The 25,496-nt window shown below is 35.3% G+C and carries 19 protein-coding genes and 2 pseudogenes; 4 read left to right on the forward strand and 17 right to left on the reverse strand.

All coding sequences use genetic code 11. The features are described 5' to 3' along the window. Position 1: 1 nt before the first annotated feature. Positions 2-2,071, forward strand: a complete 2,070-nt coding sequence (locus C4S35_RS10965) for a glycoside hydrolase domain-containing protein (protein ID WP_104000205.1) — start codon at positions 2-4, stop codon at positions 2,069-2,071. A gap of 71 nt (positions 2,072-2,142) precedes the next feature. On the opposite strand, the gene C4S35_RS10970 is transcribed toward C4S35_RS10965, so the two are convergent. From C4S35_RS10970 to C4S35_RS11020, 9 genes are all read right to left on the reverse strand, one after another. Continuing rightward, positions 2,143-3,312, reverse strand: coding sequence for an efflux RND transporter periplasmic adaptor subunit (locus C4S35_RS10970; protein WP_244175254.1), 1,170 nt, complete (start codon positions 3,310-3,312; stop codon positions 2,143-2,145). A 1-nt stretch (position 3,313) separates the two neighbouring features. Further along, complete coding sequence (locus C4S35_RS10975) at positions 3,314-4,546, reverse strand: MFS transporter (protein ID WP_104000206.1); 1,233 nt, start codon at positions 4,544-4,546, stop codon at positions 3,314-3,316. 2 nt (positions 4,547-4,548) lie between these two features. Further along, the gene (locus C4S35_RS10980; protein WP_104000207.1) at positions 4,549-8,889 is read right to left on the reverse strand and encodes a CusA/CzcA family heavy metal efflux RND transporter; all 4,341 of its coding nucleotides are present in this window, start codon (positions 8,887-8,889) and stop codon (positions 4,549-4,551) included. A gap of 58 nt (positions 8,890-8,947) precedes the next feature. Continuing rightward, entirely contained in the window at positions 8,948-9,181 is a 234-nt protein-coding gene (locus tag C4S35_RS10985; protein WP_104000208.1) for a hypothetical protein, read from the reverse strand. A gap of 345 nt (positions 9,182-9,526) precedes the next feature. Continuing rightward, positions 9,527-9,919 carry a hypothetical protein gene (locus tag C4S35_RS10990; RefSeq protein ID WP_104000209.1) on the reverse strand — a complete coding sequence of 131 codons (393 nt, stop codon included), beginning with the start codon at positions 9,917-9,919 and terminating at the stop codon, positions 9,527-9,529. 1,009 nt (positions 9,920-10,928) lie between these two features. Beyond that, positions 10,929-11,315, reverse strand: a complete 387-nt coding sequence (locus C4S35_RS11005) for a DsrE family protein (protein WP_159916723.1) — start codon at positions 11,313-11,315, stop codon at positions 10,929-10,931. A gap of 159 nt (positions 11,316-11,474) precedes the next feature. Beyond that, positions 11,475-12,044: a TlpA family protein disulfide reductase gene (locus tag C4S35_RS11010; protein ID WP_104000212.1), complete on the reverse strand. Its 570-nt coding sequence runs from the start codon at positions 12,042-12,044 to the stop codon at positions 11,475-11,477. A gap of 144 nt (positions 12,045-12,188) precedes the next feature. Continuing rightward, the gene (locus C4S35_RS11015) at positions 12,189-12,887 is read right to left on the reverse strand and encodes a LytR/AlgR family response regulator transcription factor (RefSeq protein ID WP_104000213.1); all 699 of its coding nucleotides are present in this window, start codon (positions 12,885-12,887) and stop codon (positions 12,189-12,191) included. Further along, the gene (locus tag C4S35_RS11020; RefSeq protein ID WP_104000214.1) at positions 12,884-13,915 is read right to left on the reverse strand and encodes a sensor histidine kinase; all 1,032 of its coding nucleotides are present in this window, start codon (positions 13,913-13,915) and stop codon (positions 12,884-12,886) included. The genes C4S35_RS11015 and C4S35_RS11020 overlap by 4 nt, the downstream gene beginning before the upstream one ends. 163 nt (positions 13,916-14,078) lie before the next feature. Here C4S35_RS11020 and C4S35_RS11025 point away from each other — a divergent pair, with 163 nt between their 5' ends. From C4S35_RS11025 to C4S35_RS11035, 3 genes are read left to right on the forward strand one after another with little or no spacing between them, the layout of a single operon-like run. Next, complete coding sequence (locus C4S35_RS11025) at positions 14,079-15,464, forward strand: TolC family protein (protein WP_104000215.1); 1,386 nt, start codon at positions 14,079-14,081, stop codon at positions 15,462-15,464. Positions 15,465-15,518: 54 nt separating this feature from the next. Further along, a complete protein-coding gene (locus C4S35_RS11030) occupies positions 15,519-18,761 on the forward strand; it encodes an efflux RND transporter permease subunit (protein WP_425269145.1) in 3,243 nt (1,080 codons plus the stop codon). Then, positions 18,751-19,842, forward strand: a complete 1,092-nt coding sequence (locus C4S35_RS11035; RefSeq protein ID WP_104000217.1) for an efflux RND transporter periplasmic adaptor subunit — start codon at positions 18,751-18,753, stop codon at positions 19,840-19,842. The genes C4S35_RS11030 and C4S35_RS11035 overlap by 11 nt, the downstream gene beginning before the upstream one ends. A 547-nt stretch (positions 19,843-20,389) precedes the next feature. Here the strand turns inward: C4S35_RS11035 and C4S35_RS11040 are convergent. The 8 genes and pseudogenes from C4S35_RS11040 to C4S35_RS11065 all read right to left on the reverse strand — a co-directional run bounded on the left by C4S35_RS11040 (position 20,390) and on the right by C4S35_RS11065 (position 25,487). Then, positions 20,390-20,788, reverse strand: a complete 399-nt coding sequence (locus tag C4S35_RS11040) for a universal stress protein (RefSeq protein ID WP_104000218.1) — start codon at positions 20,786-20,788, stop codon at positions 20,390-20,392. Next, positions 20,758-20,856: pseudogene (locus C4S35_RS16215) on the reverse strand (heavy metal-binding domain-containing protein); the annotation flags it as partial. The pseudogene C4S35_RS16215 and the gene C4S35_RS11040, both read right to left, overlap by 31 nt. 38 nt (positions 20,857-20,894) lie before the next feature. Further along, the gene (locus tag C4S35_RS11045) at positions 20,895-21,317 is read right to left on the reverse strand and encodes a membrane or secreted protein (RefSeq protein WP_104000219.1); all 423 of its coding nucleotides are present in this window, start codon (positions 21,315-21,317) and stop codon (positions 20,895-20,897) included. A 79-nt stretch (positions 21,318-21,396) separates the two neighbouring features. Then, on the reverse strand, positions 21,397-21,732 hold the full coding sequence (locus C4S35_RS11050; RefSeq protein ID WP_104000220.1) for a four-helix bundle copper-binding protein: 336 nt from the start codon (positions 21,730-21,732) through the stop codon (positions 21,397-21,399). A gap of 206 nt (positions 21,733-21,938) precedes the next feature. Beyond that, a pseudogene (locus C4S35_RS11055) lies at positions 21,939-23,466 on the reverse strand (multicopper oxidase domain-containing protein). 109 nt (positions 23,467-23,575) lie between these two features. After that, positions 23,576-23,629: a hypothetical protein gene (locus C4S35_RS16360; RefSeq protein WP_244175259.1), complete on the reverse strand. Its 54-nt coding sequence runs from the start codon at positions 23,627-23,629 to the stop codon at positions 23,576-23,578. Positions 23,630-23,799: 170 nt separating this feature from the next. After that, the gene (locus tag C4S35_RS11060) at positions 23,800-24,285 is read right to left on the reverse strand and encodes a DUF305 domain-containing protein (protein WP_244175255.1); all 486 of its coding nucleotides are present in this window, start codon (positions 24,283-24,285) and stop codon (positions 23,800-23,802) included. Between the two features lie 137 nt (positions 24,286-24,422). Further along, entirely contained in the window at positions 24,423-25,487 is a 1,065-nt protein-coding gene (locus C4S35_RS11065; RefSeq protein WP_104000222.1) for a YncE family protein, read from the reverse strand. Between the last annotated feature and the right edge of the window lie 9 nt (positions 25,488-25,496).

Below are 25,496 nucleotides of genomic sequence, written 5' to 3' on the forward strand. Positions count from 1 at the left end.
TATGAAAAAAATACTAGTTTTAGGATTAGCAATCGTTACAGTAGCTTGCCAGTCTTTAAAAAATAATAGTGCTAATTTGGCATCATCGCCAGTAGAAAAAGTAAATGTCTTTTTAGGTACTTCTGGCGATCACGGACAAATGTCTCCATCTGCTTCTTCTCCCTTCAATATGATGAGTATAGGCCCGCAAACTTATCCACATATTCATTCTGGTTACGAGCATCTGGCCAAAGAATTTTTAGGATTTACCCATAGCCGTATCGAAGGAGTGGGTTGTTTGGGAAGTGGAGGAAATTTATTAATCAAACCAATTTTGGATAATAATTCCAATACTTTATTACTAAAAAAACAAGAATCAGCTTCACCAGGTTTTTATCAGGTAGCATTCGAAAATGGAATTCGGGCTCAAATGAGTGTGAAACATAATTTTGGAATGCATCATTATGAATTTCCACGAAAGGGAGCGGGGCTACATATTGATTTATCGCACGCTTTTGTAAATCGATTTGTTGCCGAAGAGCATGAAATTGAAACAAAAAGCATCAGTGGATGGATCGACACCCAAACCACTTGTGATAAGGGAATATATCGCATTTATTATGTGCTGGAATTCTCCAATTTCAGAACAATAACAAAAACTGCCGATCATCAGTATCGTGTTGAAGCAAATACCGATGTTAAGGAGATGGAAGTTCGTGTCGGTTTTTCCTCTGTGAGTACGGCTTTCGCCAAAGCAAAAATAGAATCGATGCCGATACAGGATTTAGCTGTGCAAACAACTGCAGCATGGAATTATCATTTAAACAGAATAGAAGTTAATGGCGAAAAAGATCGGGAAGAATTATTTTATTCACTTTTGTACCGAGGATTACAAGCGCCGTTTTTAGTTTCAGAAATGGACGGCACTTATAAAGCCATTGACGGTTCCATTCAAAAATCTAATAGTCCTGTATACAACGGCTGGGCCATTTGGGATAATTATCGCGAGCAATTACCCATGCTTTCGCTGGCTTATCCGGAACGTTTTGCACCCATAGTAAAATCCATTGCTAATTTGTATCCGTATGGGAAAAATAATTGGGCAACAAAGCACGAATCTTCACCCACAGTGCGCACAGAACATGCGATTGTCGTTTTATTAGACGGTTATAAAAAAGGATATCCGGTAGATTTTTACACCATAAAAGATTCCCTGATCGCGGAAGTGGATCGATTGGAATACAATACACCGGACAAGGCTTTGGAATCCTCTTACGACAGTTGGGCGCTTTCGGAAATCCTGAAAATTACCAAAGATTCCTTATTGAGTGCCAAGTATTTGAATAAAGCGTTAGGCTATAAACGCTATTGGGAAAAAGATTTCGCTGATTTGTCTCTGAAAGATATCGATAAAATGCCTGCGCGTGGCATGTATCAAGGTACGGTATGGCAGTATCGCTGGTTTGTTCCATTTGATGTGTCAGGTCTCAAAAAATTAACAGGTGGAGAAGTTTCTTTTTTAAAGCAATTGGACCAGTTTTTTTCCGAGGACAATTACAACCATGCGAATCAGCCGGATTTACAAGTTCCGGGACTGTATAATGCGAGTTCCCAACCTTGGAAATCACAAAAACTGTTTCGGAATATTATGTTGGATACGGTCGTTCAGGCTTATTTTAATGAAAACAGTAAAGGCGTTGATTCCTACATTGGAAGGATCTATAAGAACGAACCTCAAGCCTATTTACGCACTATGGATGATGATGCCGGTACGATGTCCTCCTGGTTTGTTATGCGAAGTATAGGTTTGTCTCCGGCAAATATTGGAAGCCCGATATACTACTTGACCGCTCCGATCTTTAAGACTGTAAAATTAAATTGGGAAAACGGAAAATCATTTCACATCAAAGTTAGTAATTACAATAAAGATCACTTTTATATTCAATCGGTTCGTTTAAATGGTCAGCCATTATTTAGGAATTGGTTGACGCAGGAAGAAATCACAAATGGCGGAACCCTAATTATCGAAACCGGTGCAGCATCTAATAAAAACTGGGGAATTGAGGATCAGTGGATTTCAAAAACAGAGTAATAGAATTTAATAATAAATGAGGTGTAAAGGATTTTATATTTAAAATTCTTTACACCTTAAATTTATGTTTTTTATTCTTCTACATTTTTCATTTTCATTAAAAGTGAATAAGCTCCTTTTATCACGATAGTTGCCTCATTCAAATCTTCTGAAATAATTTCAGTAAATTCATTTTCTGTAGCTCCTATTGTGACTTCTTTCATTTCAAATTGTTTGTTTTGTTTGGCAATAAAAATATAATTCTTGTTTTCATAATTCACAATTGCATTAGATGGCAGTACATTTGATTTCTGACTTTTTAATTCAATTTCAGCATTCATATACATTCCCGGTAAAAGTGCTTTGTCGAAGTTTGTAAAATGGCAATGCATTTCGGTGCTTCTGTTTTCGGAAAAATCTTTACCGATAAGGATAATTTTGCAATAATATTTTTTCTCCGGATTGGTATTAGTGTAAGCAACCACCGATTGGCCGATAGCCAATTTATTAATGTCTTTTTCAAAAACGGTTAATGCCAAATGAATATCTGAAGGGTTAACAATCTCAAACAAGATATCACTTGGGTTTACATACTTACCAATATTTACATTTACTTGAGATACATAACCGCTTATTGGCGAATATATATTGATGCTTTTTGAAATGTTCTTTGCAGAAACATTGCTGGGATTTATCCCTGCGAATTTTAATTTCGCTCCATACGATTGCACCATTACTGATAGTGAGTTATATTCTGATTGTGCTTGTTGATATACTTTGTCGCTGCTGGCTTTGCTTCGGTTGAGTTCTCTTTGTCTTTCAAATTCGGCTTTTGCGTATCCTATTTTCGCTTTCGCCAAAAGGTAATCTTCCTGCAATTGTATGTATTGTTGGTCTTCCACCACACACAAAACCTGACCTTTGGTTACATACATTCCCTTCAAAAGTTTGGTGTATTTTAAATAACCACCCATCGGCACACTTATGGATACTAAATTTTGGGGCGGTACATCTATTTTACCATTTAATTTTAAGGTAGATGAAACTTCTTTCTGCTCGATTTTCCCAGTTACAATTCCTGCATTTTTTATTTGTGCATCGGTAAGAGTTGTCGTGTTTTCAATAATTGGAGTGACTTCTGTTTCGCTTTCCGTTTTCTTATCTCCACAGGAGGAAAGGAATACTATTGCTAGAATTGTAAGGATTGTGTTTTTACTCATGACTATATTTTTATTTTGGTGTTCGTGAATTTGAGATTTCATTTTATTTATTTTGAAAATTAATAGTTGGCTTAAAAATAATAACACATAAAATGGCTAAAGATGAGGTTATAATTCCACCATATAAAAAGTCCGTTTTAGGGAACTGCGAACCTAAAAAACCGGCTATCGGATAGGCTATTGCCCACCATAGATGCGAAAATGCAAAGTGTGAACCATAGACTTTTCCCTGATCTTGGGATGAAATGGTTTCGGCAATCAATGTTTCTGAGGGCATTTCAGCGAGACTTTGGCCTAAACCCGCAAAAAGCCATAAAACAAGAAGTGTAGCATATCCGAAATAATTAACTAAGCAAATGGAAATTCCTAATAATAATGCCCCACTGATTAATGATGTACTACGTGTTTTGGATTTATCTAAGCTCCCTAGAATAAAAGCAGAAATGGCAGCACCAATCCCGAAAGTTGCCATGGCCCAACCATAATATTTATCGTCAAGCAACAAATCATTCTTAATGTGACTTATGGTATTTACCAAAATCATTGCACCGGCAATTGCAGAAACAAATTCGATACCCAAAGCAAATTGCAATATTTTATTACCGAACAACAAGCGAATCCCTTTTATTACATCGTTCCAGGTACTGCTTGATTGTTTTGCCAGATCAGTCACTCCTTTTTGAAGATCGTTGGCAGAAATAGAAAGAATTAAAATTCCTGCAATAATAAACGAAATTGCATCTAAAAAAAATATTTGTCTTACGCCAAACCAAACGGCTACAATTCCTGCTAGTGCAGGGCCTAAAATTCCCAGTAATTGAAATGTTGCTGTTGATAATCCAACAGCTTCCCTATAATATTTAATTTCAATAATTTGTGGAATGATAGCACGATAGGTTGGGGTAAAAAAGGCATTAAACACATTTAATAAAAATACTAAAACGTAAATTTGCCATGCAGACGTGATAAAAGGAAGACAACAAACAATCGCCATTCGAATAAAATGGGTTAAATAAAGAATTTTTTTCCGTTGCACTTTATCCGCAAGAACTCCTGCAAACGGTGAGAAAATTATAAATGCCGTAACTCTTAATGTTAATGCTGTAGCTAGAATTATTGGTGAATTTGCTGCGTCTATCTGATAGGCTAATAAAGCCAACCCAACCCACGAAAACGCATCACCCAAAAGACTGATGGTTTGCGCCAAATATAACTTAGCAAAGGTTTTATTTTCTAATACTATGAAGGGTTCAATCAATATTTGTTTTAAATTCATAATTAATTAGATAGAAAATTAAGTTCAATAGCACTTATATTCAATTTTTTAACCGCTTCAATATAATTGCTTTGAATTTCGGTGCTTTGATTAATAAGCATTACCCATTCCAAATAATTGATATCACCATTGATAAATTTATCATTAGCAGCTTTAGTTACCAAATCGACATTTTTCAAAGCCTGACTTTCGTAATAGGTAATCGTTTCTTTGTGTTTTTTGTATTCCTGGACTAGTTGCTGATATTTATTTTGAAACTTGATTTTTTCATTATTTAAATTGTTTTCAGCAATTTGAGTGCTTATCTCTAATGCCTTTTTCCTGTTATTAATTGCTGTATTGAATACCGGAAGTGCGACTCCAAATTGTCCGAAAACACCGTTATAACTGTCTTGAAAGTCCGCATTTGCTTTGAAAGTCTGCCAATACACACCGCCTATTAATTCGGGCAATTTTTTAGATTTTTCAAGTGAAATTTCGGCTTTGCTGCTATTGACTTCTTGCTCAAATAATTTTATACTGGGTTGATTGCCAATAGCATTTTTATCTAAATTTTCGGTAAAATCCATTTTGAATTTATCTGAAACCGGAACAAAGTCTTTATCGGAATTAAGTAGATACTTGAATTGTGATTGTATTATTTTATAATCACTTTGTAAACCCAAAAGTTGAATTTTTATTTGTCCAGATTGGTTTTCGGCAGTTGCTTTTTCTAATATATTGCTTTCGCCTTTATCAAATCGAAGGATTGATTTTCTTAAAAATTCAGAATATATACTGTCGCTTTTTAGCAACAGCCTTTCCTTTTCTTTTAGATAAATCATTTCGTAAAATACAATTGTTACCTGTCTGGTCAGTTCCTTTCTTTGCAAAGCTTCGTTCCATTGCCCTTTTTTGGCTTCTTCTATTAAGAGTTGTTGCTGCCTTTTGTAAACGGTTGGAAATTTTATGCTCTGCGAAAGACCAATTTTCATATCATTTGCATTGCTATTGAACTGACCGTATTCGCCAATAATTCCTGTGTTGGAAATATCATAACCTGTTTTGGTCATTTTTTGCAAGTACTCTGAATTAAGTTTTTCGTTTTTAATTTTGATATTATTTGAAAGAGCCGTTTCAATTGCTCTTTCTATTGAAATTTTTTCTTGCGCATTCGCATTTTGAAAAGACAATAACAATCCCAATACTAGGATTGTTATAATTGATTTTATCTTTTTTGGTTTTAATTTAATTCCTTTTTCAAACATGATATATAAAATTGGTAAAACAAATAAAGTTAAGAATGTTGCAATCATCAGACCGCCAATTACCACAGTTGCCAATGGTTTTTGTACTGCTGCACCAGAACCGTTGCTTAATGCCATGGGTAAAAAACCTAATGATGCTACAAATGCAGTCATTAAAACAGGACGTAAACGTATTTTGGTGCCTTGCAAAACAATCGCTTTTAAATCGGTTTCTCCCGATTTTCGAATGCTGTTGAATTCTGCAATTAATACCAAGCCATTCAGAACCGCTACACCAAATAAGGCTATAAAACCAACTCCTGCACTGATGCTAAACGGCATTCCCCGCATCGCTAAAAAGAAAATACCTCCAATTGCCGAAAGTGGAATTGCGGAATAAATCAATAGCCCTTGTTTTACGGAATTGAATGCAAAATAGAGCAAAATAAATATTAATAGTAATGAAACTGGAACCGCAATCATCAAACGATTTTTGGCTTCGTTTAAGTTTTCAAAAGCACCGCCATAAGTAGGGTAGTAGCCAGCGGGAAATTTTATTTGAGCTTCGACTTTACCTTGCAGTTCTTTTACAATACTTTGTACATCCCGGCCTCGAACATTAAAACCAACTACAATTCTACGTTTGGCGTCTTCTCTTTGTATCTGATTTGGACCTTCGGTAATTTCAACTTTTGCTAATTGAGATAAAGGAATTTGCAAACCAGTGGAGGTTGGAATTAATAAATTTTGAACATCTGCCAAATCCTGCCGTTTTTCGCCTTCTAAGCGAACTACTAAATCAAACCGTTTTTCGTCTTCATAAACAACCCCAGTGCTTTGTCCTGCAAATGCTGTGTTTACTATTCGATTTATATCCTGAATGTTCAATCCGTATTGTGCAATGGAAGCTCTATTATAATCAATTACTACTTGTGGCATTCCAGTAACCGTTTCTACATAAAGGTCGGAAGTTCCTTCTACGGTATTTACAATTTTACCTAATTTATTGGCGTATAACGCCAATGTGTCTAGATTTTCTCCAAATATTTTACAAACTACATCTTGTCTTGCACCAGTCATTAACTCATTAAAACGCATTTGAACCGGATATTGAAAACCAAAGGAAACACCCGGAACAGCTTCCAACTCCTTTGCCATTTTTTCTGATAATTCGTCAAAAGTTGTGGCAGAAGTCCATTCGCTTTTGTTCTTTAAAATGATCATCATATCACTCGCATCAATGGGCATAGGGTCAGTTGGCACTTCGCTACTTCCTGTTTTGCCTACAATTTTCTCCACTTCGGGAAATTTTTCTATTAGTATTTTTGCACCCTGTGAAATGGCAGTCATTGAAGTTTGCAAATTACTTCCCGGCAAAACCCTTGTTTCTACAGCAAAATCTCCTTCTTCTAACGAGGGCATAAATTCGCCACCCATAAACGAAAGTGTAACTAGTGCTAAAACAAACAATCCTAATGTTACAGCAATAATTGTTCTGGGAATTCCTAATGCTTTATTCAGAAGTGGTTGATAGAAATTTTCTAATTTCTCCATCATTCTATCTGAAAAAGTTTTTTTATGGGATATTTTTTTATTTAAAAATAAAGCGGTCATCATCGGAACATAAGTCAGAGACAAGATAAAAGCACCAAATAATGCAAATGCAATGGTTTGAGCCATTGGTAAAAACATTTTCCCCTCAATACCACGCAACGTAAAAATGGGAATGTATACGATCAATATAATCAACTCTCCAAATACGGATACATTTCGCATTTTTATTGCCGTTTTTAATACAGTGTTGTCCATTTCTTGTTGTGAAATTTGAGCATTTTTCCTGCTGTGTAAACTAAACAAACACGCTTCAACAATAATAACGGCACCATCCACAATCAATCCAAAATCTAATGCTCCTAAACTCATTAAATTACCGCTCACCCCAAACATGTTCATCAAAATGACTGCTATCAACATTGCCAATGGGATAACTGAAGCCACAATTAATCCTGCTCGTATGTTTCCTAAAAAGAAAATAAGAACAAAGAGAACGATTAATGCACCTTCTAATAAATTTTTTTCTACCGTCGAAATCGAATTATTCACCATTTTGGTGCGGTCTAAAAAAGGTTCCAGAATAACGCCTTCGGGTAATGTTTTTTCGATTTGTGCAATACGATCCTTTATATTTTTAATAACCACATTGCTGTTGGCTCCTTTTAACATCATTACTACTGCACCTGAAACCTCACCGGATTGCACTCCTTTTTTATTGAAAGTCATTGCTCCGTAACGAATAGCACTACCAATACGAACATCAGCTACATCACGAATGAATATGGGGCTTCCAGTACTGGTGTTTTTAATGGAAATCTCTTTTATGTTTTCGATAGTATTAATTAGTCCTTCACTGCGGATGTATAAAACTTTAGGACCTTTTTCGATGTAAGCACCACCTGTATTTTGATTGTTTTTTTCTAAAGCAGTAAAAACATCTGTAATAGTGATATTATAGGATTGCAATTTATTGGGATCAATGGCTATTTCAAATTGTTTCAATTTTCCACCAAAACTGCTTACTTCCGCCACACCTTCAACGCTCAATAACTGCCGGCGAACAATCCAATCCTGAATGGTTCTTAATTCAGTTATATCGTATTTTTTTTCGTAACCGGGTTTAGTTCGTACAACATATTGATAAATTTCGCCTAGTCCTGTTGTAACCGGTGCAAGAACTGGATTTCCAATACCGTTGGGAATTTGGTCTTTAACAGCACTTAATCGTTCTGTTACTTGCTGTCTTGCCCAGTACACATCAGTTGCATCATTAAAAACAATGGTAACCACTGATAAACCAAAACGAGAAAAACTACGAATTTCTTTTAGTCCAGGAATATTACTGTTGGCTTGTTCAATTGGAAAAGTAATCAATCGTTCAATATCGGTCGCACCCAATGATGGCGCTGAGGTAATTACCTGAACTTGATTATCTGTAATATCAGGAACGGCATCAATGGGTAATTTGGTAAATTGATAACTCCCATATCCGATGAGAGCTAAAATAAACAGTCCAATAATGAGTTTGTTTTTGATTGAAAACTCAATAATTTTATTTAGCATAATTTGTTTTATAAATGAATGTTTATTACTTGTATTGAATACTGGCCTTTTAATTTTATTATAACTGTAACAGCTGCTTTTTCATTATTTCTGAAAAATCAACCATGTCCAAAGAAACTGGATTTGTTACTTTTGTTTTATTGAAAAATTCAAAAACAACAGATCCGGTAATTTTTTTATTTGAAACCGTTTTTCCTTTCGCATCCAGTACGTAAAAACTGATATTATTTTCTCTTTGGACCATTTCAATTTTGTAGTCGCCTGAATTTTGTATTATTCCACCGTGTGGCATTTTGACTGTATTAGTGCTTACTTGTGCATGTTAAATTGTGGTACTTGCAATAGTTAGCAGTATTGCAACTGCAATGACTTTAATTGTCTTCATTTTTGATACTGAAGTGTTAAAAATAATTGAGCATGTCTTCGACATTACTAAAAACTTAATTCATAGCGTATGCGGCTAAAAAATGATTTTAGTTATTTATATGCATTAACTCACTAAAAAACTTATTTTTTAATACATAATATTAGTGAAATTCATGCACAGAAAGATTCGCTATAAGTATATAGCAAAGTACTTTTTAATACTTAATTAGAAATATTCAAAACATCATTAATTAAGCATTGAAAAATTAATTTAACTCAATTTGGGAGGAAGCCAGATGTATGAAAAAACATCGGAATTGTAAAATTCTGGAGGAAACGGAACAGTGCTATTTACAGAAATAGTATTTGGTTTGCGAAATGAAAACTCGTTTAAGTTTTCAAAAGCAAGAACGGTGTCAACAGATTGGTTTATGGTTTTAAAAGGCAAACTTTGATGATTGTCTTTTTGTTGATTAGAATGATGTTGAGTATTGTTATAATGAATTGTTATAAATTCTAAAAAAGAAATGCCTTGCTTATCCACATCATGATCGTGATGTTCTGTAAAGTGTTCTACTAAGTTGGGTAGTTTCAATAATTGCCCTATTTCTGTGTTGGCACACAAAAAGATGAATACGAATAATATGGCAATTGTTTTTTTCAAGATTGTAAAAGTAATAAATTTTATTGATTACCAATAATTTGAAAACTAAATAGTAGGTATATGTTTTATTTATCAAAACTTTTAAAGGGACTTTGATTATGGAGTATCAATTTTGTTGATTATCAGATAGATGATGCTGTCAATCTTTTCGATTTCTACATAATACTTTAATCTCAAAAATTTGAGTTCACTTGCTTTTTATGGAATCTTATGGAAGATATTAGACTCGTTAAGTCCACTTATAATTTCATCAATTTTGCGTATTTTCGATTTCTTTGCTTCCGTTGTTCATCAAATGCCTTTTACATTTTGCGAAAAGTGCCTTGTGGCAGATGGTGCTGTTTGGTCATTTGGATAAGTTTCTTTTTCTAAAACTATGGTCTCATTGTTTGTTTATTGGAAAATTAGATTTCACGGTTTTAAATGGAAAAGTGGTTAGAATATTTAAAACAAAACTCTCCCGTTACTCCGACACCGCAAAAAAATGCAATAATTCTGATGCTCCTGAAACACTATTAACTCAGGTTACCGGTGCTGATTATACTTTCAGAAAGTATTCTGAAGGTTTAATTTCTTATATAATTTGTTTGACTGTAATAAATGTTACTTACATTTACCACTGTCGGGTTTATTTTTTTCAAAAATTAAAGACTTACAAATGAAATCTTTTTACCCTATATTAATTTCAACTTTTTTACTTTTAATAAGTATCCATTCATCTGCTGCATCAGAAATGGTTCGTATAATGCTGAAAGTAAATTCATATTTCATAACAATCTAGCAGAAATGGGCTTTGTAACAAACCCAATAGATTGGGAGTATAATAGTTAAAGAAATTCTGACAAGGACGATCAGACTATTTTAGAGAGACCTCCTCTATATCTTCAACATTGCTAACTCTTGGTGTACTACTCTTTATAATGGATCACTTTCCTCTGTAATAGCCGCGTCATATTCTACAAAAATCCAAATCCTGATATAAATCCGCGATTTATCCTTTATTTTAGATTCATCCTTTAATGTAAGACCATCCTTGTTCTTGTTTGATAATTATTTCTTCTATTCCACTTGGTACTGTTCCAACATTTTCAATGAGGTCTACTTTCGTAATATTTTTTTTAGCCATCGTATTTTCGCAAGCAACGAAAATTACTCCGCTTTTAATCATTTTGGCAACATCTTGCGCTGCAGCAGATTTTTCAGTCATTACCAATTCTATACCAGGACCAAGAGCGACTACTTCAATCGCAACATGAGATCCCCACGCTTTTTTTACATTTAGGATGTTATTAATAAGTGTTTTTTGGGATTCTGGATCATTAGAATTCATTTGGAATACCACTCTATGTTTTTGATTTACTTCCGCTTGTTTTGATTGAGAATTAGATGATGTCATTACGATAAGTGTTAAAAATATTAAAATTAGGTTTTTCATAATTAGATATTAAAATTTTAGTGAAAAGTGGTGAAGGTAAAAAGAGCAAGCGTACTTATGTTTGTTCATAATGCTAATCTTTTAAAAAATATTTTTAAAACCTATAGCTATGAATCGGCATTATTTTTTGAGCAAATCATCTAATTTTTTTCTAAACGAATCGCTATTCCAATCTGCAGCGCCAACTTTTTCCAGTACCACATTAGTTTGCTGATCAATAAGATACGTAGCAGGTATGGTTGAAGACTCCATTTCTAAAGGGGGATTGGAAACCGATTGAAATATTGGCAGGATTAAATTTTCTCTAATTAAAAAAGCATTAGCTTTCTCAAAGGAATCAGTCGTTACGAACAAAAATACGATTTTGTCCTGATAGTCGGAATACAGTTTTTGCAAACCCGGCATTTCGGCAATACATGGCGGACACCATGTGGCCCAAAAATTTATAAAAATTATTTTACCTTTAAATTCTTCCAAAGATACCGTCTTTCCATTGTTGTCAATCAATTGCCATTGGTAAGTTGAAAGTTTTTTTTGTTCGGTTGCTGGCAGGGTTGTTGGCGAAAAGGCCAATAAACGACTTAATTGTACTTTTACAAAAGTCCCCAGTGGACTAAATAGCAGCAGTGCTAAAAATGCTATAAAAGCAATATTTTTTATTGCTGCTTTTTTTGGTGTTTTCCAGTTCATTTTTTTCTTTTTTTAGTAAGTTGAATACTTCAATTCGAGATTCTTTATGGTTCTTTTTGATTGCAAAATTGAGATTATACGTACAAGGCCTCAAATCAGCGTATTGTTTTTTCGTTTTTCAGATAATCTTTATATTCAATTTTATTAAATATCATTGAGCTTTAAGCGCTCCGTCAATGCCCTTCTGTAAGTAATCCCAACCGGAATTTTCTCATTATTGATGACAACCGTATTCCGTTCCCAATCCTTAATTTTAGCAATGGCTACTATGTAGGATTTATGAACCCGCATGAAAAGTTCCGAAGAAAGACTGTTTTCCAGTTCAGTAGTGGTCATTGAGGCAAGATAAACTTTTTTTAATGTAAAAATTTTTACATAATTACCGCAACTTTGGGCAAAAAGGATGTCATTTACATTCAAATCAAATAGGAATCCGTCAATTTTTACTGCAATAATCGGATTGATCATTTCCGTCTTTTCATCAGTGTAAGTGGTAAAAAAGCGTTCCATCGATTTTAAAAAACGCGGGAAATAAATAGGCTTTAATAGGTAATCAAATACGCCGAATTCATAACTCTCCAATGCAAATTCCGAATAAGCCGTGGTCAGAATTGTTTTGGGAGGATCATTCAGGGTTCGCAAAAGTTCCAGTCCCGTTATTTCAGGCATATCAATATCTAAAAACATCAAATCAACCGTATTGGACCGAAGATAATTTAAGGCTACAATACCATTGTAACACTGCTGTACCAGTTCCAATTGCGGGTTTTGGTTAATATAGTTCACTAACACATAATGCGCGGCAGGTTCATCATCTACAATAATACATTTTCTTACGGTCATTTTTGGCGGAGTTCAATTACTAAATTAACGGTATAATCGTGCTCGTTTTGCGTGATTTCAAGTTGGTGTTTTTTCGGATATAGAATTTCCAATCTTTCTTTCGTATTTTTCAGACCAATTTTGGTGGAAACTACTTCTTTTTTATGATGAGGAATCGAATTGGATACATTCATAGACAATTTTCCTTTGATTACCTTTATGTGAATGGTTACAAAACACTTTTCGATCGTAGCGGCGCCGTGCTTAAAAGAGTTTTCAATAAAAGTTATCAATACCATCGGCGCAATTTCATACTGCCCTTTCTGATCGCATTCGTATTCAAAATCAATAGTACAGCGGTAGCCTACCCTTTCTTTTTCTAACTGAATATAACTGGAAATAAAGGTGATTTCGTTTTCTAGAGAAACGAATTCTTTATTGCCCTGCTCCACCTGATACCGCATCAGCTGCGAAACTTCCATAATCATTTTCGAAGTGCGTTCCGGATATTGCAGGCTAATTCCATAAAGCGTATTCATCGTATTAAACAAAAAATGGGGATTAAACTGGTTCTTTAATGCATTAAGCTGAACCTGATTGGACAATAGAGCCTTGTTGGTTTTGTTTTTTTGATCCCGATAATGTTCTAAAATCTGGATGGTTCCCAAAATACAAACTAGGGTTCCGGACAAGGTAGCAAACTGAAACTGATATGTTTTTTGATGGGACGTTTTGTATAAAAAGCAGTTTTTATAAATAAACTCGGTTGAAACTTCATATAAAAAGACCGTGAACAACGCTATAATCCCAATGGTAAGAATTAGATATAAAACCGGTTGGTGTTTTTTTAATAAAACCGGAAGCAGAAAAACACGATTAAGCTGTGCATGAAAATACAGCACGAAAAAATAGAGCAAACCGTTACTAAAACCTTTCCAACTTTGTATAAAAACCCAGTCGTTGAGTGTAAAAAGGATAAAAGAAAAAACTAAAATGGCCGTTTCCTGTTCCCATTTATTTTCTAAAATCGGTTTAAATTTCCATTTCATTACCATTTAATTAATGTTCCAAAGGAACGACATATAATTTGAATAGGCACCGATTGAGTGACCAATTCAATTCGTCATTTATAAAAAGTATTCGTCATTTATTACCGTCCCGAAAGAAGTACTCAGGTTAGTTTTGCAATTCAAATTTATTCATAATTTAATAATGAAAACAAAAAAACTAACCCTTTTTCTATTTCTAATTTTCTTTTCTCAGGGTTTTTCTCAAACGCTTCCGCTAAAAGAGGCACTGGAAAACGGAATTGCCAATTACGGAACGATAAAAGCAAAAAGCAACTATTCCGATGCTTCCAAAGAAACGATCAAACAAGTTCGCAGAGACTACCTGCCCAATGTCACGCTCTCAGGCCAACAGGATTACGGGACCGTTAACGGACAAAACGGACCGCTGTATGGTTTTGGAGGACTCGGAGTGGCTTCCTCGGGCCTTCCGTTGGAAAAGCAAAATTGGAATGCAGCTTTTGGTGCCTTGTATCTGGTCAATGTCAATTGGGATTTTTTCACTTTTGGAAAAATGAAACAAAAAATCAATCTATCCAAAGCGGATTCCCAGCGTTACGAAAAAGATCTGAATCAGGAAAAATTCCAGCATAAAATTAAAATTGCAGCCGCTTACCTCAACTTATTGGCGAGTCAGCGATTGTTGATTTCACAAAGAAAAAATCTTGAGCGTGCCATGGTCTTTCAGAATATTGCAGCGGTAAGAGTAAAAAACGGACTCTTGGCCGGGGTAGATTCCACACTGGCTTCCGCCGAAGTTTCCCAATCCAAAATCACATTAAATCAAGTGAAAGACGAAGTTAAGGAACAAAATAACAAACTAATCGCACTGATGGGCGTTTCCATTCAGGATTTTGTGCTCGATACTACTTTTGTCACAACGATACCAAAAGCAATACTATCACAGGAAACTTCTGGTGAGAATTTGAATCCGATATTGGAATATCATAAAAGCAGGGTTGATTTCAGCGAACAACAGGTTCGTCTTTTTAAAAAGGAATACTATCCCACCTTTAGTTTATTTGGTATATACCAAGGCCGGGCTTCCGGTTTTAACTCCGATTATGCCGTAAATCAGAATTCCTTCTCCCAAAATTATTTAGACGGTATTGATCCCTCCCGACAAAATTATCTGTTCGGCGTTGGCGTTACTTGGAACCTGACCACTATTGCTCGGATGCGTAAAAAAGTCAGTGCCCAGAAATTGATTTCCGAAGGTTTACAGGAAGAATACAATTTAATCGACCAGCAATTAAAAATACAGTCGGATGCGGCTGATGCCAAAATAAAATATGCATTAGAAAATTATGTTGAAGCTCCAAAACAGGTTCAGGCAGCGCAACAGGCCTATTTGCAGAAAACCACTTTGTATAAAAACGGAATGACCAATCTCCTAGATGTTACACAGACTTTATACACGTTGAACCGTGCGGAAACTGACCGTGATATTATTTATACCAATGTCTGGCAATCCCTTTTGATGAAAGCCGCAGCCACGGGAGATTTTGACTTATTTATGAATGAATTTTAATTATTTAAAGCAATGAATTTAATACGTTTTGCCCTTCGCAAACCCATCTCGATAATGGTACTGGTTGCCGGATTATTCTTTTTCGGAATTGGTGCTGTACGTGATATCAAAGTGGACATTCTGCCTGAAATGAATCTTCCCGTTATTTATTTAGCCCACTCATTTGCAGGTTATACGCCCAATCAGATGGAGTCCTATTTCGCCAAAAATTATGTCAATGTAATGATTTTAGCCAATGGTGTAAAAGATATCGAGACCAAGAATATTCAGGGGCTCACTCTGATGAAAGTGACCTATTATGAAGGCACTAATATGGCTCAGGCCGCTGCTGAAATCAGTGCGCTGTCCAACAGAATCCAGTCCAGATTTCCGCCGGGTTCCCAGCCGCCGTTTATCATTCGGTTTGATGCTTCCTCTTTACCCATCGGTCAATTGGTTTTGAGCAGTAAAACCCGTTCCAATAATGAGCTTCAGGATTTGGCAAACGTATATGTTAGGGCTTCGTTCACGGCAATTCCGGGATTATTATCACCGCCTCCTTTTGGCGGAAGCCCCAGAACCATTGAAATTAATGTAGATCCTGATCTGCTTCGTGCGCATCAACTGACAGCGGATCAGATTGTGGAAGCCATCCGTACCAACAATCAGACGGCTCCTTCGGGAAACCTCAGAATTGGGGATATCAACTATATCATTCCGACAAATAATACCATTAAAGAAGTAAAGGATTTTGAAAAAATACCATTATTCAAAGGCGGTGTCCAGAATTTATATCTTGGCGATGTGGCTCAAGTGAAAGATGGCGCCGATATTACTGCAGGATACGCTTTAGTCAATGGAAAACGTTCTGTTTACATTAGTATTGCCAAGGCCGGTGATGCTTCGACTTGGGATGTTGTTCAAAAATTAAAATCACAACTCCCTAAAATCCAGAGTACTTTACCCGATGATGTTACATTATCGTATGAATTTGACCAGTCGGTTCATGTGATTAACTCGCTGAAAAGTTTAATTATCGAAGGGATAATCGGTGCCGTTCTTACAGGGCTCATGGTTTTATTGTTTCTTGGAGATCGAAGAGCAGCATTGATTGTCATACTCACCATTCCTATTGCTATTATTTCGGGTGTGTTATTCTTAAAACTATTCGGACAAACCATCAATCTGATGTCCTTAAGCGGCCTGGCTCTTGCGATTGGAATCCTGGTAGATGAAAGTACGGTAACCATCGAGAATATCCATCAGCATTTGGATATGGGCAAACCCAAGGCCTTGGCAATTTGGGATGCCTGTAAAGAAATTGCCTTGCCCAAGTTGTTAATCCTCCTTTGTATTCTGGCCGTTTTTGCACCTGCATTTACGATGACCGGAATTCCTGGTGCCTTATTTCTGCCATTAGCACTAGCGATTGGATTTTCGATGATTGTTTCCTTTTTGCTTTCGCAAACCTTTGTTCCAGTGATGGCCAACTGGCTGATGAAAACGCATTCAAAAAAAGAACATGCTTCAAATATTACCGATGATGAAGCCGAGTTTAATGCATCCGGACTTACTTTAGAATCTGAAGAAGACACTTTTGACCAGAAAAAAATCTTGGTTCAAAGAGCCGATTTTAACAATGATGGCAAAATCAACTTTTTTGAACGATTCAGAAACCGGTACATGCGATTCATCAATCGGCTTTTTGACTATAAAAAACCGATTACACTAATTTATCTTTTTCTGTCGGCTGGTTTGGTGTTACTACTGTTGAACACTATAGGACAGGATGTATTTCCTAAAGTCAATTCTAGTCAATTCCAAATGAGACTGAGGGCACCGGACGGAACTCGTCTGGAAAGTACCGAAGATAAAGCAGTAACAGTGTTGACCGAATTGGAAAAAATGATTGGTAAAGAACATGTTGCGATATCGTCCGTTTATGTGGGTCAGCATCCTGCGATATTTTCCGTTTCACCCATCTATTTGTTTACTGCCGGACCTCACGAGGCGGTTTTCCAAATTGGATTGAAAGACTATCACGTGGATATGGATGTTTTTAAAGATGAATTCCGTCAGCGCATTAAAAAAACATTACCAGATGTCAAAATTTCTTTTGAACCCATCGAACTGACGGACAAAGTGCTGAGCCAAGGTTCCCCTACTCCAATTGAAATCAGGATAGCTGGAAAAAATAAAAAGCGAAATGAAGCATTCGCCAAAAAACTTATCGCAAAACTGAATAAAATTGACTATTTGAGAGATATTCAGATTGCCCAACCCATAAAATATCCAGCGCTTGACATCACAATTGACAGAACACGTGCCGCACAATTAGGGATTGACATGAATGACATTTCGCGTTCCCTTATTGCTTCCACTTCTTCGTCCCAATATACCGAAAAGAATATCTGGGTAGATGAAAAAGCTGGATTCTCCTATAACGTTCAGGTTCAGGTTCCTTTAAACAAAATGAAAAGCGAAAATGATCTGAAAGAAATTCCGTTGCTTAAAAATGCGTCCCGTCCGGTTTTAAGTGATGTGGCCACGATTACCCCTTCTTTTACGTATGGGGAAAATGACAATATTGGAGCCATGCCTTATATTTCTGTGACAGCAAATATGGATCACATTGATTTAGGAACTGCTTCCAAAGCTGTTCAGCAAAGCATCGAATCTCTTGGCGAACTTCCCAGAGGCTTGTTCATAGAGCAAATTGGTTTAAGCACCGTTTTAAAGGAAACCATGAGCAGTCTGCAGACTGGTTTATTGATTGCTATAATGGTTATTTTCCTGATGCTGGCTGCAAATTTCCAGTCTTTTAAAATTTCGCTGGTCATTTTAACCACGGTTCCCGCTGTTATTTTAGGTTCCTTATTGCTACTGGTGAGTACAGGTTCTACATTGAATTTGCAATCATATATGGGAATTATTATGTCGGTGGGCGTTTCTATTGCCAATGCCGTTCTGATCATCACCAATGCGGAACAGCTGAGAAAACACAACGGCAATGCGTTACAATCAGCACGTGAGGCTGCTTTGCTGAGACTGCGTCCCATTATTATGACCAGTATTGCCATGATTGCCGGAATGCTTCCGATGGCCATTGGACACGGGGAAGGCGGCGACCAAATTTCGCCTTTGGGTAGAGCCGTGATTGGCGGATTGGTATTTTCTACCTTCACAGTACTTCTTATTTTACCGCTCGTTTTCGCCTGGGCTATGGGCAAAACTCCAGTACACTCTTTATCCTTAGATCCAGAAGACAAGGAAAGCAAACATTATATCTCATCTTTACACCCTCAAAATGAAAAATAAATTATTAAAAAAATCGTTTCTGTTTTTAGTCCTGGCCACTCTTTTAACAGCCTGCAATACTTCTGAAAAGAAAAAAATTGTACCTGTAGAAACTGCTCCGGTTATCGAAACCTTTACTATCAGTAAAGAAAAGTTAGCTACCGAACTCCGTATTCCGGCCGAACTGACCGGTTTTCAACAAGTGGATATTTATGCCAAAGTGAGCAGTTTTGTCAAAGAACTCAAAGTTGATATTGGTACGCAGGTGAAAAAAGGTCAATTATTAATAATTTTAGAAGCACCGGAAATCAGTTCGCAATTGGCGGCAGCCCAATCCAGACAGCTTTCGCAAAAAGCCGTTTATACAGCTAGTAAAAGCACTTTCGACAGGCTTTTTGAAACCAGCAAAATAGAAGGTACGATTTCCAAAAATGATCTGGAACAGGCTGCAGCTCGAAAAAATTCCGATTATGCCCAATATCAGGCAAGCCAAGCGGCTTATAAAGAAATTACGATCATGAAAAGCTATTTGGCAATCCGAGCGCCTTTTGACGGAATTATCTCTGCCAGAAATGTAAATCTGGGAACCTTTGTTGGATCTTCTGGAAAAGGATCAGAATTCCCTTTGTTTACGCTTCAGCAACAGAATAAATTGCGTTTATCGGTTTATGTACCTGAGATTTATACCGGTTATCTAAATATTGGTGATGAACTGATTTTTAATGTAAAATCTTTTAATAATGAGACCTTCCATGCAAAAATAGCCCGTATGTCCGGAGCTTTAGATAGCAAATTTCGATCCGAACGTGTAGAATTAGATGTTATAAATACCTCTAAAAAACTGTTGCCGGGAATGGTTGCCGAAGTGTTTTTACCTTTAAAATCAAAAGACAATAATTATGTGGTACCCAAATCGGCTGTTGTGACTGCCAGTGACGGTATCTATGTTTTTATCGTAAAGCATAATAAAATGAAAAAAACAGCCGTTCAAAAAGGTCGGGAATTGGAAAATCGCGTTGAAATTTTTGGGGATATTCCTGAAAATTCGATACTAGTAAAAGTAGCGTCAGAAGAAATGAAAGAAGGTATAATGTCGAAGTAGTAAAAAGAAATAGTTCGCAATCATTTAGTTCCAAACATTTTAATTTTTGATGCTTTTTCTTAGAAATAGAATTTTAAATTTTTATTTAGCCTTTTTAACCAAACAACAATAAAATCCGTTGGGTGCAATTATTTGAAGTAAAACAAATGGATTAAACATTGCTAAATATACTAAAATTCAGCATTTTGATGTATCAAAAAAAAACAATACTTATGTGAAAAATAGTAAAAATATATTTTTTTGTTTTAGAAGTTATAAGTTCTTTTAAACAGAGAAATACAAGTTGGAAGAAAACCAACATATATCATTTAACAAGAGGGCATCGAGCCTATATTATGAAGATATATGAACTAAACTGATACTACTTTTAAATCAATATGATAAACTCTAAACTCTCGAAGATTATCACAGTATTACTGGTAAGTTTTTTTTGGACACAATATTGGGGTCAAACCATTTTATTAGAAGAAGTATTGTTAAGTTTTTTATTTGCGAACAATTTCTACCGAACATTTTGCATGTAACGCAACTGCATACGAAACAGAACCTAAAAAAAACGCTCGATTGCTCCATATCCGCGCGAACCAACTATTATCAAATTGGCTTTAAATTTTTCGGCTTCGTCAAGTATTACGCTTTTTTGTGAACCTGCAACTACTTTTGTGGTTACTAACAGATTTGGATTTTTAGTTTCACGAATTTCGCTTGCACTTTTTGCATTTTTTTCTGCATTTTCATCAAATTGTGCATAGTATTCGTTAGAAACACCCATTGGTTCTAAAGTGTTTACGATGGGTGTAATTTCATAAGCAGCAAGAATGCACACTTCGGTTTTGGACGGAAATAATCTGTTGGCAATTTCATTAATTGCTATTTTACTATATTTTGAACCATCAGTTGCTAGTAGAATTTTTATTCTTTTTTCTCCACTAAATTCATTCCGCATTTAGGACATTTTCCGGGCTTATCCGAAGTAACTTCAGGATGCATAGGGCAGGTATACGTTTTTTGAGTTTCCATTTTTTTATATTTTAATGTTGTTTGTATTTGAATTATTTGGACATATCCATATTTTTATCCATTCCAGTCATTTTGTGTGATTGCATTTTTTTATCTTTCATCATATCCATCATTTTGGGATTATCTATCATCGATTTATACATTTCAGATATCATCGTAGTATCTGTTTTAGATGCTTCCATCATTTCTGTCATCATTCCTTTCATCATATCTGGATTATCCTTCATCATTTTCATCATATTTTCGTGATTTATCATCATCATCTTTCCTTTACTGCTGTTCATCATGGCTTGCATCATATCTTTATACATATCGCTATTATTGGCAATAGTATCAATAATTGCCTTTTTTGTATCTGAATTTGAAAGAATTTGATCTACATCCGTTTTGGATTGGCAAGATGTAAACAAACCAATCAAAACAATAATAAATGTGATTTTTTGTAATATTTTCATTATTTTTTTGATTTAAATTATTGAAAAAATCTCTTAAATAATTCCAATAAACAAAACATTATTTAAGAGATTTAAGTACTCACATTTTACTCATATTACTGCACTCAACAGCACATTTTCGACAGGCTTCCGCACAATTTTTGCAATGCTCCATGTGTGCATGTTTTTCACATTCTTCGGCACAAGCGGTACAAATTTCAGCGCATAATTTGCAGATTTTTTCCGTAAATTCACTTCCGCTTGCCATAGCCTGCATTGCAAATAAACAAATAGCTGCACAATCATGGTCTAGTTTTATGCAACGTGCTAACATTTTTACGTCTTGCTCATTTAAGCATTCACTTTCGCAATGCGAACATTCTACTGCACATTCTGAACATGCATCGATACAATCTTTAAATTTTTGATGACTCATCTTTTTTAAATTTAAATTACGAATTAATTTTCGCAGTTTAAAGGTAGCTTTTTAGCTTATAAAAGTATTGTGAAATTCTAATAAAAATTATATAATTCACACATTATCAGTAATGTATTTTGATTTTATAAAAAATTTAATTGCAAAAAAAAGACACTTGTCTTTTAGAACAAGCATACTTTATACAAATTTTAAATTTGAGTTTCTTAGTAATTCAAAGTAGCGCCAAAACCAATTCCCATATTACTGTCATAGTGGGTTGTAAATCCAAAATTTCTTTTGACAATGTATTTTAAACCTGCCATATATTCTTTGTCAGTATTCCACATTAAACTCATTCGTAATCGTTTAAAAACCGGAATGTCTTTTCGTTCAAACTGTAAACGCACATTTCCATCAGTAAGCACTTCTGCTTGTCCCATTATTAGCATAGGTAAAGTGTAATTGATACCTGCACTAAAAACAGAAGGAATATCTTTTGTATTAGTTTGACCAAAAAGATTTCGTTCTTTTTGGTAATACCCATTTTTCTATATCTGGCGTCAAAACCTATAAACGGCATTATCCATTGCATTTTGCCAATATAACGACCGATGTGTGTTTCGGTTTCATAACCGTGCATATTATTGTAGCCTAAACGCCACTCTGTACCAATGCTCCAACGTGTGCTTTATAGCATTGCTTCGCCATCATTACCATTGGTTGCAAAATCATTTTCATCATGCCGTTCATCATCTTCATTCCTTCAAAATATTTTAACTAGGGTAGCGTAAAGGCTAATTGCTTGATACCATCACCTAAATATAATGAGGCTGATTTTGTGCGATCCTCGGCTGTAACTAAAAATTCATACGCCATTATTTAGGCAGGAATGCTCATGATAATATCGTAGATCTAGGAAACCGCAATGATTAACCGATCTACTTCAACGGGTTCTACATCGTTATCATTGCTTTCTATAATTGTCATTTTACCTCCAGCATACTTAAGCCAAAAATAAGTCGAGGCACCGCCATTTGATATACGTAATCGGACTTTATCGCCTGCTTTAAATTGTGAAAGTTGGCTTTGACTTTTTCCATTTATTAAGAATTTATCTTAGTACACATCGCTCACGTCCATTGCATTCATGCGCTTCTATTCGTTATTAAGTTTGGTTTTAAAATATCCACTTCTTATGACTTCTGCATAACTTTGCGTTGTTCCTTTTTTGATAACAAACCAATCCGAAGCATTATGCAACATTCGATGAACATTATTGGCATTCATATCCGTCCACTCACTCAAAACTATAGGCACGGTGGGAATGGCAAGTTCTTCTCTTTAATTCATAATAAAAGAACCGTACATTCCTCTTTGTTCCTGTAAGCCGGTATGACTGTGGTACCAATGGGTTCCGTGTTGAATAATTGGAAAGGTATACAAATGCGTTGTATGCGGTTTGATTGGCATTTGTGTAAGGTTTGGCACACCATCATATCGATTAGGTAACATTAGTCCGTGCCAATGCAACGATGTTTCTTCGTCCAATTCATTATGCACATAAATTTCAGCGGTGTCGCCTTCCGTAAATGTGAGCGTTGGCATAGGTATTTGTCCGTTTAGGGTAATGGCTCTTTTAGGTTTATCCGTGAAATTTACGATGGTGTCTCGCACATATAAATCATATCTAACTGTTTTTGGTGGTGTGTTGTTTAAAATTGTCTTTATGGATTCTAAGTTTGCTTTTGGCATATCTATACTACCCATATTATGATTTTGATGTGAATCATTAGCATCCGTTTTCATATTGTCCATGTTGCCCTTCTTTTAAGAAGTCTTTTCCATGGGAATTTGCATTTCATCATCCGTATTTTGGGCATTTTCCCGGTTTGTCAGCGTGAATTTCGCTCTGCATTGGGCAGGTATACGTTGTGGGCTGCACTTATTGCGCCTTTTCTTTTTTTGACATATCCATGCCTTTCATATCCTGTGCCTGGGCAAAGGAATAAATAGACATAATGAATATTAATACTATAATTTTTTCATTTTTTTAAGTTTAAAATTGATTTACCAATTCTTACACAGTTATTTGTCTAATTCTTTGAGCTTAGCTTTCATCTGTTCAATCTCTGCCTGCTGGCTGGTAATAATATTTTTAATTAATTCCTTTATTTCAGGGTCGGTAACCGATGACTCTTTACCCATTAATATTGCTGCAGCATGGTGCGGTATCATTGATTTTAAAAATTCTTTATCTCCAACCGCTGCCTGTAGCCTAATGCCTGCAAAAAATAGAATCAAACCAATAAAACCAATGACAACCAGTGAAATATTTAATTTCTTATTTTTATACATGCTACCCATTACTAGAAGTTCAATTATGAGCATCGGCATGGTCATCAGTCCAGCCATGTAAAATTGGTTTATATTGGGTATTACATTGGCAAAAACATCTACCATTGCATACATTAGCGCATACATCGCCACAAACGATAATACTATCATAAGTGCTAATTTCTTATACATTGATGAACCTGCTTCTTTTGTGTGTTGCTGTGTTGTGTGTTTCATTTCCATAATTTTTGGTTTAAAAGTTGGTTAAATTGATTTTGCTATTTTTTCCATTGTGGAATAATATGAACCGAATTTGCAAATGGAATCGCATTGGTCTCGCAAATCTGAAAATAGAATATGTATTGCTTAATTTTTTATTCCATTCCGCCAGTTTCGGACCAATAACTTATTCCATTCGGTTTTTTGCCTACTGCAATTGTATTAATTACTTTTTGAGTTGCCACCTCTATTACTGAAACAGTATTGTCACCACTATTGGTTACATAAACTGTTTTTCCGTCTTTGCTAATCACTACACCATGCGCTTTATTACCTACGGTTATAGTTTTAATAACTTTGTTACTAGTTATGTCAATTACAAAAACTTTATTTGAAACAGGTCTACCTATTGTTTCCCCTTGATCGGCTACATATAACAATTTGCTGTCTGGCGTGGCATATAATTGAATTGGACCTTGCGCGTCATTTGGCAATTTTATTCTTATTATTTGAGCATTTTTAATATCATATTTTACTACTTCTTTAGTATCATACAAACTCGCAAAAATAAATTTTCTATCTTGTGTAGTTGCAACTTGCACAGCTACTCCTCCCAGTGGAATGTCTATTATTTTTCCATCAGCAATAGTAACAATTGACATACTTTTTGCATCCATATTTGCAACATAAAGTTTTCCGTTTTGATGTCTAAAACCGTGTGGTAAATATCCTTTTCCTAATTCAAATTTTTGAGTTATTTTATATGTTTTGGCATCAACTTGAAATATCTGATTTGATTCATTTGCAGTTGCGTATGCATATTCTGATTTATTATCTAAAACTACATGAGCCAGATGCAAATTCTTACCAAGTTCAATACGTTTTTTTATTGAATTAGTGTTTGGATCGATTACTATTAATTGGTTTGTTGCTGTACTATCCATAGGTATTGCCGTCACCCAAACGGATTTCCCATTAGGTGCAACCTGTACGTTATGTGCCATAAACATCATTCCTGAAGAGTCACTAATTGATATTTCAGTGTTTTTTGTACTGTCCTGAAGGTTTATAACAGAAATGCTACCTCCATCTTCATTGGCTACGTATACTTTTGCTAATTGCATTGTTTTTTTAGGATTATTGCAGCTGCCTATTATTAAGCCAGCCACTACTAATACTACCATAATTTGAAATTTTTTGAGTACTACAAGATTTTTCATTTTTTTATT

It is taken from the genome of Flavobacterium urumqiense (assembly GCF_900108015.1).
Lineage (GTDB): Bacteria > Bacteroidota > Bacteroidia > Flavobacteriales > Flavobacteriaceae > Flavobacterium > Flavobacterium urumqiense.